Genomic DNA, 13,629 nt, shown 5'->3' on the forward strand with positions numbered 1-13,629 from the left:
ATTATATATGTCAGCAGAATCACAAGAAGTTCACCACGAAGAGGGCGAACATCAAACAATGACCAAGGGAAGGATAGTAAAAGTGGCTCTTATCTTGTCTGCTATTACTGCAGTTGAGTTTATTATAGCACTGCTACTGGTACCAAAAGGCATTGTTCCAATACAATATGCAAATCCGGTTTATATCGTTTTAACACTGTTTAAGGCATTTTATATCGTTGCGTACTTTATGCACTTAAAGTTCGAGAAAATTGGTTTAGCATTAGCCATTATAGTGCCCATACTATTTATAATCGGTTTAATCCTGGTACTTACTAACGAGAGCCACCATTGGGTTAACCTGCGGGGATAATGAAGGCCGCTATATGGAAAAAAATTATAATCCTGGTGCTCATATTAGCAGTACCAGGATTTTTGTATTATTTACTTACCGCTAAAGGTAAAAACAGGTATAAACCGCTGGCCATTTACGGGCCAAAGGTGGTAGCCAAAACTGGTCACAAGTTTCACGGCAAGTTTATTCCGGATACTATTTACCATAAACTGCCTGCTTTTGACCTTACTGATCAAAACGGCAAGCCGGTATCTGAGACCACTTTTAAAGGGAAAATATTTGTAGCAAGCTTCTTTTATACACATTGCCCGGCAGTGTGCACCACCATTAACAGAAATTTGGGCTACCTGGCCGAAACATATATGAAAAACAAGATGGTGTACTTCGCCTCCATCACGGTTGATCCGCAGCATGATTCAACCACTGTTTTAAAGAAATATGCCGATAGCCTGAAACCCGCGTCAAACCGCTGGTTGTTTTTAACGGGTGATACCACATCTATTTACAGCCTGGCCCGCAAAGGGTTTTTGGTTGATGCCCTGAAAGCCGGTGATGACGATTACATATACAGCGACAAGCTGATCCTGATTGATCAGGATAAACGCATCAGGGGGTATTACTCGGGCGCTAATACCAATGATATTAACCGCCTTACTGACGAAATTAAAGTATTAATAGCCGAAGAGTTGCGCAAAGTTGATAAAGCCTTGTATTAGACATAAGAAACAAGATGTAAGAATCAAGAACCAGCATAAGGGATGCTTACACTAATGATAAAACAAAAAATGAATCTTGACTCTTTTGTCTTGATTCCTGAATCTTAAAAGAATGACTGATAAATTTATATTCCGCTTTGTTGCGGCAGTTACCATATTTGTAATAACAGTAGTTATTGTTTTAAACCGGCACCTCATCCCCGGGCCCGCGGTTGCCCCGGCATTTACACCTTATTTGCCCATGCTTAATGCCGCACTGAATGGTACCTGCACCATACTGTTGCTTACCTCATTATATTTTATAAAACAGGGCAATATAAAAGTTCATAAAAGACTTAACATCATTACATTTTGTTTGTCGTCGTTATTCCTGGTATCGTACATCCTGTTCCACTACCTGATGCGTACTGATACCCTGTACGGCGATACTAATTTCGACGGTGTACTTTCACCGGCAGAACGTGCCGCGGCAGGTGGTATGCGCACCTTATATCTAAGCATATTAGTACCGCACATTGTGCTTGCCGCAGGTGTTTTACCGCTTATTTTGCTGAGTTTTTACCGCGGCTTACAAATGCAGGTGGCCAAACATAAGAAACTGGTAAGATGGGCGTTCCCTATATGGTTATATGTTACGGCCAGCGGTGTTATTGTTTATTTGATGATACAGCCGTATTATCATTTTTAGAGACAGAAACAGCAATATTTTAAATAATGAAGCCACAGGATACAGCAGATAAATCTCGTGGCTTGTTTGAATTTAAATTCAACCGAAAGCTGAAACCAGGTATACTACGGGTTAAAAACTCAAGGCAGTAGACTAAAGTGTTAACGTTCTAAAACTTACTTTATGTTTTAAATTCCAAAAGCTTATGAAATACAGTATGAGAATTTTATTGCAGCTGTTCTGTATTGTTCTCTTAACAGTTAGGGTCAGTGCGCAAAATTTAAATGGTTCAGAGGATGATAGAAAATCTTTAGAGAAAGCAACATTAGCGATTAGGGAAGCATTTGCTAAAGGGGATGTTGCGTTGGTAGCCAAATTACACCATCCCGATGTTGTAAAATACTTTGGGGGAAATAATGTTGTAACCGGAAATGCTGTTGTAGAAAAAGGGGCCGCTGATTGGTTTAAGAACTCAAAGGTTGAATTTATTGAAAACACGGTAGAAAGCACTATTTTTAATGGCGAAACAGCAGTACAAACAGCTATTTTTTCAATTAAAACTACGCCAAAAGCCGGGGGCGATCCGGTGATAAGCAGAGGACGCTCGATGGTTGTTTATGTACGTGATAAAAGTAGCCCGACAGGTTGGCTATCAGTAAGGGAAATGGTTCAAGCGGCACCTGACAAAAAAGACTAATTAAAAATGGTTCCATGTGTCGGAATTTTATAATAAGACTCTTTTTAATTAATATTTAGTTAATTTTGTTCATATGAAAACGGGTTTTAAAATTATATTGTTTGTATTTGCCCTGGGCCTTTTGGTTTGCAGCAGGCAACCTGTAAAAGCTCAATGCGCGCAATGTGCCGCCACTGTCGAAACCAATACTCAGTCGGGGGGTAATAAAGCAAAAGGCTTAAACAATGGTATTTTATTTTTATTGGGTGCACCATACTTTGCGGTAGGTATTGTTGGCTTTATCTGGTACAAAAAGTATCGCCGTAAAAACGTTGATATCAACATACGTAAAGAAAGACTGCACCTGAACTAAGGTTCGTGTTTCGGGTTGTCGGGTTGGTGTAATGTTTATTATGTACCACGAACCACACCCCTCGAACCACGGTCCCGTACCCGACCCACACCTAATGTACAATATTATGCCTCAAACGCCAAAATCATGGGCCATGCTTCACTGTAAATGCCCAAGATGCCGCAGGGGGGATATGTTTCAGGGAGGGGCTTATAGTTTTTCGAACAGGATAAACCTCAACTGCCCGCATTGCAATTTGCACTTTGAAATTGAACCGGGCTATTTTTATGCCGCCATGTATGTAAGCTATGCCTTAAACGTAGGCGAAGCATTGGGCCTTGCCTGGCTTACCTACCTGATAACTCATAACTCCGATTCGCCCTGGTTGTATTTAAGTGTCATAATTTTAGGTTGCTTTGCACTTGCACCTATAAATTTCAGATATTCGCGTGTGCTTTTATTATATTGGTTATCACCCAAAATACATTATCAGCCCTATTTAGATACCGATGATACACCAGGAAAGTCTTGAATTTTTAAAAGATCTTGCTAATAACAATAACCGCGAATGGTTTTTAGACAATAAGGCGCGTTACGATAAGGCCCGCGAAAACGTTATTGAATTTACCGCCCAATTGCTAAAGGAGATGCATAAGGTTGATCCCGCTATTGACGAGGCGCTCGACCCAAAAAAATGTGTGATGCGCATTTACCGTGATATCCGTTTCAGAAAAGATAAAACACCTTATAAAACTAACTTTGGTATAAGCCTGCCTACACAAGGTTTAAAGTTAGGCGGCGCCGAATACTATTTGCAGATACAGCCCGATGGTAACTCGTTTATTGCCGGTGGATATTGGTTGCCCGAGGCAGCGCACCTAAAAGCTATACGTCAGGAAATTGATTATAATGCCCATGATCTGCGACAGATCATTGATGACAAGGAATTTATTAGGTTATTTGGCGATTTTAAGCAGCAGGAGCAATTAAAATCTGTCCCGCGGGAATATAGTGCCGATAATGAGAACATCGACCTGTTGAAGCTTAAAAGCTTTATTGCCTGGCACAAACTGACCGACAAAGAGATGACTAAAAGTAACATTGCAGCACAAATAGCCGGGGTATGCAGCCACATATACCCGCTTAATGTGTTTTTAAGAAATGCCCTTGCCTAATATATTTAAACCCAATATTACAATGAAGATCAAATATTATCTGTTAGCCGTTGTTGTTTGCTTTAGCTTTTATTCCTGTAAGATCATGTCGCCGAAGGCATATAAAGCACTTATAGCTGAGCGCGATTCATTAACCACTCGTACCGAAACACTGGAAACCCAGGTTTTTCAGTTAAAGGCCGATACTATGCGCCTGAACCGGGAGTTAGCTAATCTGAGGAATAACAACAGTACGCTGAACAGTAACCTTAGCACCAGTTCATCAAAATTGAAACGTTTGGCTGCCGACCTGGAAAAGCGTGAGGCCCGTTTAAAAGAGGTGGAAGATATTTTGCGTAAACGGGATGAAGCAGCTAACGCACTTAAAAATAAATTGCAGCAGGCATTGCTCGGCTTTCAGCAAAGTGGCTTAACAGTTGATATACGCAACGGTAAGGTATATGTTTCACTCGCAGATAAGCTGCTGTTCCCATCGGGTAGTATTATTATTGACGATAAGGGTAAAGCGGCCCTGAAGCAATTGGCCATTGTGCTGAATAAGGAAGCAGACATTAACATGGCCATTGAAGGCCATACCGACGATAAGAAAGTAATAAACCTGGGCCAGATCAAAGACAACTGGGACCTGAGCGTTTTACGCGCCACATCAGTAACACGCTATTTAACCGAAGTTGAAAAGGTTGACCCACATCGCTTAACCGCTACCGGTAAAAGCGAGTTCCAGCCCATTGACCCGGCGCCTACCAACGAGGCCCGCGCCAAAAACAGGCGCATTGAAATTGTGCTGACGCCAAAACTGGATGAGTTATATAACCTCATCACCAAATAAACAAAAAAGGTGCTTCGGAAGAAGCACCTTTTTTGTTTATTTAACCGCGTGTCATTGCGAGGTACGAAGCAATGACGCGCGAAGAGTGTTGAATACAGAGAGGGTAGAGGATAGGGTGATTTTAAATCCTTTACTCCACTACCTCCATTAACGTATTAAACATCACAAACTTTTCGTCAAAACGCTCCTGGTGGAAGCCCTGGAACTTGTGCAGGTGGTTCATGTAGTATTGTTGAAACTGTTCAATACTATCGGCATTATATTGAATGCAGTAGGTAACGCCCTCGTTAGGTGAGTCGATAACCGTTAATATTTTATACGAGCTGAAACAGCCGGTAGCCATTATAGCAGGTATGTGAACAGTTCTGATCCAGTTAAGCCATTCGTCATGAATGCTTTCATCAATTATTATAGTGTCGTTATATACAATCATCGTGGTGCAAAAATAGTTAAATGGTTCATTAGTTCATTGGTTGAATGGCATGAATTATAACCATGCTTAATGAACTATTTACTAATTTACTAATGAACAAGTGAACCAATAAACCATCTACGAATCCGCCTTATCGCCCCTTAACAGTCTGAAACGTTTGCGGGCTTCATTTATCCAGAGGCTGCCGGGATAGTTGGTTATAATTTTCTGATACCATACCTTGGCGCTGGCTTTATCATTAAGGCGATTATCATAAATATCGCCCAGCATAAAAACGGCATCATCAGCCCATAGGTCGTTGGGGTGTTCATCGGCTATTTTTTTTAACAGCGGTACAACATCACTATAGTTTTTTTGCTGTATCAAAATGCGCGATTTCGACATCAGGATATCATCGCTCAGGCTGTTCTTAGGAAATTTTTTATCAATACTATCTAATGTCATGATGGCCTTATCTGGTCGTTCAGCAAATATCTGCAGATCGGCCCGGGCATAGACCTTTAAGGCCCCACCTACGCTATCAATAGCGGTATTGTCAGCTATCAGCAGCAATAAATTAAGCGCGTCATTGGCAATTAACTGTGATGTGGCGGCCTTTAATACATCAAGCTGTCCTTTGGCCCAGGTAAAGTCGCCAGTATAGTAGGCCAGTTTGGCGTTTCGGAATTTGGCGTCCTGGTTTATATCGGTATTGGGAAAATCTTTTTCAACCTGGCTGTATAGCAGGGTAGCCTCCCAGGGTTGGTTATTGATGAGGTACACATCGCCAAGGTCAAGCTTGCAGGAGGCCAGCAGCTCGGGCCTGATGTTGGGGATGTTTACAGCATCCTCCAGCAGTTTTTGCGCCTCTTTAAGTTTGTGCAGTTTAAATGCCTGTAACTGTGCCAGCTTTTGCATGGCAAAAACGGTGCTGTTGTTACGGCCAAATTCGGTAAGCAGGTCGGTATAATCCTGTTCAAGCCCTACCAGATCGGCAGGCAGGTATTTGCCCGATGTTACCTTTAAATTTTTTGTATTGATCAGTTCAATTTTAGCAGGGATATACAGCGACAGGGTTTTACCCTTGCTTATAATAAACTCATATCCACGTATGGCAGCATCATAAGCCTCGTTGGAGTTAAGGGTGCGGCACAATTCAAAAATACTGCTGCCATCGTCATTTTGCCTGCGGCTTAAAGCCAGTGCCTGGTTCAGGGCAAGGTCAAATTCCTTTTGCTGCATATACTGCCAGGTAAGCAGTTCGGTATAAATAATTTGCTGCGGGTCTTTTTGTATCCGCCTTAGTAAAGCACCTTTCAGCATGTTATAATCGCTATCGCCCTCATATATGGTAGCAAAGGCGTTTTCGGCCTGATTAATAAAATTAGGGTTCGGGGGTAAAAAATTCAGGTACTCTTCGGTCAGGGCAATCTTGTCTCTTTTAAAGCGGTACAGGTTTATCAATTCGTAAGTAAATGCCTCATTGTTATTCATTATTTTGCGGCCCTGCTGAAATATTTTTATAGCATAATCGAGGTTTGAGCTCTGGTAAAACTGACCAGCCAGGTTTGATATTTCGTTACGGTCGGCAGGCAGGTTTTTTATGAGGTCGTTATATATGGCATCGGCTTTATTAACGTTGCCCTGCTGGGTATAAACCGTGCCCAGCAAAATCTGATATTCATGAGCTTCGGGATGTTTACGTACCAGTTTTTTGGTCGCGCTTTCGGCCTCATCAAATTTTTTAAGGCTTAGCAGCGTATTAATGTAGTAGGTGTAGTAAGCTTCGTTATTCTGTTTATACAGTTTCTGGTATATTTCAAGTGCCTTTTGAGTTTCGCCGTTAGTGCTGTATTGCTTGGCCAGCAGCAGGTCGTTATCCTGCGCAAAAAGGCTGGCAGCCATCGTAAAAACAAGAATAATAGTACTGAATAAAGCCCTCATCTGCTCAAAAATAATCAATTAATATTTATAGTTTAGGCCGTTTCTTTTAATATTCATATAACGCTTTAAACGGGTAAAATTGTAGTGACATTTTGATAACATTAAGTTATTTAACTAATTTGACCAGAATAATAAAATGGGGAAAATTCACCATGCTGGGCCAATTGAAACACCTGCTACTAATTGTTTTTATAGTCACCTTATGTTCCTGCAAGGATAAGGTAAGGCAAATACCTATAATTGATTTTTTTAAGACCCCCGAAAAAAGCGTTTATAAAATATCGCCCGATGGCAAGTATGTTTCTTATTTAAAGCCATATAAAGATAAACAGAACCTTTTTATACAATCATTGGCCGATGGTAAAGAATGCATGGCAAGCTCGTTCACCGATTATTCGATACGGGGCGATTACTTCTGGACCTATAATAACCAGCTGATTTTTAGCCAGGACATTATTGATAATGATAGTTTAAAAATGTATGCTATTGATGTAGCTACCCAAAAGATGCGCATTATCCTGTCGCAGGAAAAGGTACGGGTTAGCCTGGTTAACCGCAATAAACAACAGCCCGATGTGATCACCATCAGGATGAATAAGCGCGATCCCGCAAATTTTGATATATACCACCTTAATATAAAAACAGGCGAATTGCAACCTTACCTGGTAAACCCGGGTAATATAACAGAGTGGTTTCCGGATGCTGATGGTAAAATACGTTTGGTTAAATCATCAGACGGGGTAAACGAAACCATTTTATACCGGCCCAATGATAATGCGCCCTTTAAACCTATTATTGAGAATAATTTTAAGAACTCGGTAAAACCAATTGCTTTTACAGGGGTAAAAAACTATTTCTATGCCCTGTCAAACGTTAACCGCGACAAAACAGCGCTGGTTGAAATCAATGCGGAGGATGGTAAGGAGCAAAAAACAATTTTTAGCTGCAACAAAGCCRATGTATTATATGTTGAATATTCAAAGAACAAACAGCGGGTTGAGTTTGCCGGTTGGGAAGAAGCAAAGCCGCGTAAACATTTTTTAATACCGGCTATTGAGCGCATATACCATAATTTGCAGCAACGCCCGCAGCTTAAGGGTAACGAAATACGGGTGATAGACCGGGATAGCGCCGAAAATAAATTCATTTTAAATACCTATACCGACCGCAACCCCGGTTCTTATTATCTGTATGAAACCAATACAGATAAACTAACCAAACTGGGCGACATAAATTCAAGTTTGGTACCCAATGAGTTATGTGCTATGYAACCCATTACCTATAAAGCACGTGATGGCTTGCTCATAAATGGATATTTGACCTTACCACTGGGCACCAAACGCACCAATTTACCCATAGTGGTGATGCCGCATGATGGCCCCTGGAACCGCGACTCGTGGGGATATGATGAGCAGGTACAATTTTTAGCCAACAGGGGTTATGCCGTTTTTCAGGTAAATTACCGTGGATCAACCGGGTATGGCAAGGCTTTTTGGAGCGCGGGCTTTAAACAGGTAGGCGGTAAAATACAGGATGATATAACCGATGGGGTAAACTGGCTTATTGATAAAAAAATAGCCAACCCTAAAAAGATAGCCATCTTTGGCGGTCGCTTTGGTGGGTTTTCTGCATTGTATGGGGTATCGTTCCATCCTGAGCTTTATAATTGCGCCGTTGTACAATATGGGCTTATTAATTTTTTTACGTTTATAAAAGATGCACCGCCATTTTTTAAACCATATTTAAAAATGACCTACGAAAAGGTTGGAAATCCTGAGACTGACGCCGATCAGTTAAGGGCCATTTCGCCGGTATTTCATACGGATAAAATAAAAGTTCCGTTAATTATTTTTCAGGGGGCAAAAGACCAGCGTGCAAACATCAGTGAGTTAAATCAGTTTGTACGTGAGTTGCGTAAGCGAAATGTTGATGTGAAGTATTTTTTAAAACCAAATGAACGCGCCTTTTTCAGAAGCGAGCATACCCGCATGGAAATGTATGCCGAGATAGAAAAATTCCTGGAGAATAACATGCGGGTTAAACCTTAAAACCCCTATGCAAGTACATAAAAATGTTTACCGCAAAAATTTTTCACTGATCATCATATTCCTGGTGCTCATATCAGTGACTTTTGTGGTTGCACTTTTTGTATCCTTTAACCTTACGGCAAAATATGTGGAGAACGAGTTTGCTTCTAAAAAAATAGAAGTACTTGAGCAAACCATTAAACCCTACAATGATTTTTTTCAAAACAAAATACCCGAGGTAACCTCCTATCAGGGCTTTTTAGATTCGGCATCTGCAGCTAAGTATGCGGCATCGGTTTTTCATGACTATGCGTTTGTAAAAAAAATTGTTTTTTATGATGTGCTGATAGGGAGCAAGACCAATATTACTGTCCGTAAAAATAATCTGGACATATCGGTTAAAGGGATATACCAATATGGGATCCTGAACGGTAAAGTATACGGCACTAAACAGACCAGGCCTGCTGATGAATCTGATTTTAGGGTTATGGCCGATAAACTGAGTGACTTTATTGCTTTTTCAGATACCTCACGTGTATCAACCCAGGATGAACTGTTTAAAACGTTTTGGGATGTAAAATCAGATAAAATAACCTATACTAATATATTGCGGCGCGAGGATATCAGGATATACCGGGAACTACAGCAGTTTAATACCCCTTCGGCATCATATAAACAAAATATGATGACCTTTTACCTCGATCCGTATTTACTAAAGGTAAAAAACTCGCGGCATGAGCTGTACCAGAATGTATCGATACAACCCGTAGTGTATGATCCTATTGACAGCGAGGGTGATAAAATGATAACTGAGGTGTCATTCCCCGGGGCTTTTTCTGATTATAAGCTGTTTTTTAGTTCGGAACAAGGTTATCTTACGGCCGAAATTAATCGCCGGTTTATGCCTATTGGTGCAGTGGTGTTATTGATATCGCTTTTTTTGGTGCTGATAGGCTGGCTTATTTACCGTAATTTAAATGTTAACCTGAAGCTGTTTAAGCTGCAGTACGATTTTATAAACAATTTTACCCATGAATTTAAAACACCTGTAAGTGTGATTAAAATTGCCGGTTCAAATTTACGCGGCGATGGTGAACTTACCGAAAGACAGCGTAAGCACTACGGTAAAATTTTAGATGAAGAAGCGGATAAGCTGAACGATCTGATGAATAAGCTGTTATCATTTACCCAGCTCGAAAACAAATCCATCACCCTAAAAAAAGAAGAAATAGTTGTTGATGATTTTGTTAGGCGATATATTGATACCTTTAAAATTAAATACCCCGATTTTAAATTGAATTTTAAGGCGAGCGGGGTTCGTACATTTTATGCTGATCCGGTACTTTTGGGTAGCGTGTTTCAAAACCTGATTGAAAATGCTTACAAGTACTCGCATCCGCAGAAAAAAGAACTTAACATAAATATTGCACATGAAAAGAGGAATATTGTGTTTTCATTTGTTGACAGGGGCATTGGGATCCCTAAAGAGGAACTGAATAATATTTTTAAGAAATTTTACAGGATAGAGAACCAATATAACCAAAATGGGAGTGTGGGTTTGGGTTTGGCATTTTGTAAAGAACTGGTTAATTTTATGGATGGAGAAATAACTGTTCACAGTAAAATTAATGAGGGCTCAGAATTTAAAGTTACGCTTCCATACGAAAATTAAGATATGAACAAAGAAATTAAAATTGCGCTGGTTGAGGATGATGAGAACCTGCGTTTCCTGGTGGCAGAACGTTTGCAGTCAGAAGGTTATAAAGTATTGGAAGCCGATAATGGCGACGATGCCGAAAGTATGATACTGGAAGAACAGCCTGATATTGTTTTGCTGGATTGGATGCTGCCCGGTAAACCAGGATCGCAGGTGTGTAACAACATCAGGGAAAAAGGTTATGACAAGCTTATTATTATGATGACGGCCAAAGCCCAGGATGTTGACAAGATTGAGGCTTATAACTTTGGCGTATCTGATTATATTACCAAGCCTTTTAACATGGATGTGCTGGTTGCGATGATTGATAATAAGATCAAGTTTTCGTTGAACAGCGAAAAATCAGAGTCGTACAGGTTTGYCAATATGGAACACCTGCCAAATACCCATTTGCTCATCAGGGATAACCGCAAAATTGAGCTTACCATTTTGGAAAACAGGATATTGCTTTATTTCCTGAAAAACAAGAACAAGGTTATAAACCGCGAAGAACTGATGATGGAAGTTTGGKGTTACAACGCCGATGTAAACACCCGCACCCTTGATATGCACATTGTGCGCCTCCGCAAAAAAATTGAAACCAACGCCGATTCGCCGCAATACCTGCAAACTGTTAGGGGTATTGGGTATAAGTTTGTTTATAATCAGTAAGGGATATACTGCTCATTCAAGCGTTCTCACTTATGCTAGTTCAGTAAGTGAGGATGCTTGAAATCAGGGTGATTGCTTAACTAACGTTTTAAAATTAGCCAAAGTAGTAATATTGGTGTTTTGATATTTTACAACCTCCAATAAAAGCTTGTCTCCGGTAATAAAATAATCTGCGTTTGATGCTTCACATAAGGCGAAAAGGTAGTTGTCTTTTTCATCAGTTACGACCTTATTAATTTCAATTATTTCGAACGAATTGGTGGTTAGCTTATAAAACTGAATTAGTTGCTCAACATAAGCTTTGGAAAAGTACTTCTTAAACTTAGGTCTTAGCAAAACATCTACCAATTCATCTTGTAAGTTTTTGCAGGCTGCTATTGTTATCCTGTTTTTTTGAAGAGAAGAAATAAATTCTAATTGTTGAGTTAGTACAAGAGATATCCAAATATTACAATCAAGAACAACGACCATTAATGTTTTGCTCTAACTGCCCGAACTTCCTTAACAATTTCATCCATCGAAGGCTTTTTCCCTGGCTTTATCATGTTGTTTAATTCTTTAGCAAGCTTAAAGCTATCATTTTCTATGATCACGCCTAATTCTTTAAGTAAAGACTTTACTAATTTTGATTTCTTTTCGGGAATCTGTATCATCAATCTTTCCATACTCAAATATAATGAATTGTCGATTATATAGCTAATCCAGTTGTTCATATAGCAAATCGGGTTGTTTATATAAAAAATGGTGAAGTTATCCCCGGTACACCTTCGCTACAATAAAATCATTAAAAAAGGTTTTTTCGCTGATCACTTTATAGTTATTTGAGGTAAAATAAATCTCTATTCCGGGCAATTTGCTGGCCTCGATACCGCAAATTATTTTAAAGAACAGGAACATGCTCTTCAGCAGAAATTGCTGCCACCATTTGCCGGTAAGCTGAAAATCGGCATTGAGCCACAGACCGCCGGACTTTAATAAGTTATGGACATGGGCGAATACGATATGTAAAGTTTGCTCGGTAAAATTATCGAACAGAAAGGGGGTGATCACCACATCAAAATCAGGAGAGAGGTTTACGTTTTCAATGGCATCATTTATAAAAATAACCTCATTACTGCCTGTATTTCTCTTTTTGGATAAAACCATCATATCAGCAGCTACTTCTACATAGGTTATTTTAAGGCCAGACGGGTGTATCTGGGTTAGCTCATTCAGGATCCACCCGGTGCCACCACCCACTATAAGTATACGGGTATCAGGTTTAATATAATCAAGTAAATACAGTTGGGCGTTTATCAGCGCGTTACCATAAACCAGGTGCGCAAGCCTGTCATAAAACCAGGCCGAGTTATTATAATTAGCAGCCATGTTGTTTAATGACCAATAAAGAACCGGAAGGCCGTTAATACTACATATTGTAATATGAGCACGCCATCCATAAAAAAGAAATAATAGTATTCGTCTTTTTTCCAGGCCGATTTAAATATGAGCCAGCCGGTTAATATAACGGTCAGGGTTAAGGCCCAAAAATCAGTACTGAAACCATTTTTTCTGAAAAGGAACAGTAAAACAACATAACCGGCAAGCAGAACCTGGCAAAATAAGTAGGCATTTTTTTCGCCCCATGCTACCGGGATGGTTTTTAGCCCTTGCTTGCGGTCGTCAAACAGGTCGCGGATATCAAATGGGATAGTGAGCGCTCCAATAAATAAAAAGCGTTTGGCTATCAATATGGTAGTATCGCGCATGGATATATCATTGGTGTGGCGATGCAGCACTTCGAGCACAGGGAACAGTACGCAGCTCATGGTCCATACCAGCGTGATCAGGAACGGCTTTAAGCCCGGAATATTACGCAGGCCAAATTTATGGTCGCCAACGGTAAACAAGGGAAGGCTGTAGCTGAAAGATAAACAGCCCAGGAAAATGAGTAATATTTTTGATTCGGTAGTAATTAAAAAGAACAAGGGGATGAGCGAGAGCAGCGAAACAATGGTAAAAGTTACCATGAGCCGGTAATGCGTAAAAAACCAGCGTACCCGTTTATGGGGCGACGATTCGGGCTGTACCGGCCGGGTAATAAGTATGCAGAAATTATATATACCCAGTGTTGAGGTAAATAGCAGTCC

At 40.2% G+C, this 13,629-nt stretch carries 17 protein-coding genes; 11 read left to right on the plus strand and 6 right to left on the minus strand.

Annotation, left to right across the window (positions count from 1 at the left end; genetic code table 11):
- Positions 1-7 precede the first annotated feature (7 nt).
- From AC1DRQ_RS18730 to AC1DRQ_RS18765, 8 genes are all read left to right on the plus strand, one after another.
- Positions 8-352 (plus strand): cytochrome C oxidase subunit IV family protein, encoded by a 345-nt coding sequence (locus tag AC1DRQ_RS18730; protein ID WP_429401672.1) that lies wholly within the window; start codon positions 8-10, stop codon positions 350-352.
- On the plus strand, positions 352-1,050 hold the full coding sequence (locus tag AC1DRQ_RS18735) for an SCO family protein (RefSeq protein WP_477426291.1): 699 nt from the start codon (positions 352-354) through the stop codon (positions 1,048-1,050). The genes AC1DRQ_RS18730 and AC1DRQ_RS18735 overlap by 1 nt, the downstream gene beginning before the upstream one ends.
- A 112-nt stretch (positions 1,051-1,162) precedes the next feature.
- Positions 1,163-1,738: a DUF420 domain-containing protein gene (locus AC1DRQ_RS18740; RefSeq protein WP_477426293.1), complete on the plus strand. Its 576-nt coding sequence runs from the start codon at positions 1,163-1,165 to the stop codon at positions 1,736-1,738.
- Between the two features lie 184 nt (positions 1,739-1,922).
- Positions 1,923-2,414, plus strand: coding sequence for a YybH family protein (locus AC1DRQ_RS18745; protein ID WP_477426295.1), 492 nt, complete (start codon positions 1,923-1,925; stop codon positions 2,412-2,414).
- Between the two features lie 73 nt (positions 2,415-2,487).
- Positions 2,488-2,766 (plus strand): hypothetical protein, encoded by a 279-nt coding sequence (locus AC1DRQ_RS18750; RefSeq protein ID WP_477426297.1) that lies wholly within the window; start codon positions 2,488-2,490, stop codon positions 2,764-2,766.
- 106 nt (positions 2,767-2,872) lie between these two features.
- Positions 2,873-3,277 carry a DUF983 domain-containing protein gene (locus tag AC1DRQ_RS18755; protein ID WP_477426299.1) on the plus strand — a complete coding sequence of 135 codons (405 nt, stop codon included), beginning with the start codon at positions 2,873-2,875 and terminating at the stop codon, positions 3,275-3,277.
- A complete protein-coding gene (locus AC1DRQ_RS18760) occupies positions 3,255-3,920 on the plus strand; it encodes a DUF2461 domain-containing protein (RefSeq protein ID WP_477426300.1) in 666 nt (221 codons plus the stop codon). The genes AC1DRQ_RS18755 and AC1DRQ_RS18760 overlap by 23 nt, the downstream gene beginning before the upstream one ends.
- Positions 3,921-3,942: 22 nt before the next feature.
- The gene (locus AC1DRQ_RS18765; protein ID WP_429401660.1) at positions 3,943-4,749 is read left to right on the plus strand and encodes an OmpA/MotB family protein; all 807 of its coding nucleotides are present in this window, start codon (positions 3,943-3,945) and stop codon (positions 4,747-4,749) included.
- A gap of 130 nt (positions 4,750-4,879) precedes the next feature.
- On the opposite strand, the gene AC1DRQ_RS18770 is transcribed toward AC1DRQ_RS18765, so the two are convergent.
- Positions 4,880-5,182: a DUF4286 family protein gene (locus tag AC1DRQ_RS18770; protein WP_429401658.1), complete on the minus strand. Its 303-nt coding sequence runs from the start codon at positions 5,180-5,182 to the stop codon at positions 4,880-4,882.
- A gap of 117 nt (positions 5,183-5,299) precedes the next feature.
- A complete protein-coding gene (locus tag AC1DRQ_RS18775) occupies positions 5,300-7,105 on the minus strand; it encodes a tetratricopeptide repeat protein (RefSeq protein WP_477426303.1) in 1,806 nt (601 codons plus the stop codon).
- 119 nt (positions 7,106-7,224) lie between these two features.
- Between AC1DRQ_RS18775 and AC1DRQ_RS18780 the strand changes: the two genes are divergently transcribed.
- Genes AC1DRQ_RS18780 through AC1DRQ_RS18790 form a run of 3 tightly spaced genes read left to right on the plus strand, consistent with a single transcriptional unit; the run spans position 7,225 to position 11,500 of the window.
- On the plus strand, positions 7,225-9,153 hold the full coding sequence (locus tag AC1DRQ_RS18780; protein ID WP_477426305.1) for an alpha/beta hydrolase family protein: 1,929 nt from the start codon (positions 7,225-7,227) through the stop codon (positions 9,151-9,153).
- Between the two features lie 7 nt (positions 9,154-9,160).
- Entirely contained in the window at positions 9,161-10,804 is a 1,644-nt protein-coding gene (locus tag AC1DRQ_RS18785) for a sensor histidine kinase (RefSeq protein WP_429401653.1), read from the plus strand.
- 3 nt (positions 10,805-10,807) lie between these two features.
- Entirely contained in the window at positions 10,808-11,500 is a 693-nt protein-coding gene (locus AC1DRQ_RS18790; RefSeq protein WP_477426306.1) for a response regulator transcription factor, read from the plus strand.
- Between the two features lie 63 nt (positions 11,501-11,563).
- Here AC1DRQ_RS18790 and AC1DRQ_RS18795 read toward each other — a convergent pair whose 3' ends face one another.
- The 4 genes from AC1DRQ_RS18795 to AC1DRQ_RS18810 all read right to left on the minus strand — a co-directional run.
- Complete coding sequence (locus AC1DRQ_RS18795; protein ID WP_477426307.1) at positions 11,564-11,971, minus strand: putative toxin-antitoxin system toxin component, PIN family; 408 nt, start codon at positions 11,969-11,971, stop codon at positions 11,564-11,566.
- Complete coding sequence (locus tag AC1DRQ_RS18800; RefSeq protein ID WP_477426309.1) at positions 11,971-12,165, minus strand: hypothetical protein; 195 nt, start codon at positions 12,163-12,165, stop codon at positions 11,971-11,973. The genes AC1DRQ_RS18795 and AC1DRQ_RS18800 overlap by 1 nt, the downstream gene beginning before the upstream one ends.
- 85 nt (positions 12,166-12,250) lie before the next feature.
- Positions 12,251-12,868, minus strand: a complete 618-nt coding sequence (locus AC1DRQ_RS18805; RefSeq protein ID WP_477426311.1) for a class I SAM-dependent methyltransferase — start codon at positions 12,866-12,868, stop codon at positions 12,251-12,253.
- Positions 12,869-12,873: 5 nt separating this feature from the next.
- On the minus strand, positions 12,874-13,629 hold a 756-nt coding region (locus tag AC1DRQ_RS18810), incomplete at its 5' end, for a UbiA family prenyltransferase (RefSeq protein WP_477426313.1).

The organism is Mucilaginibacter sp. P4_E8, from assembly GCF_056401495.1.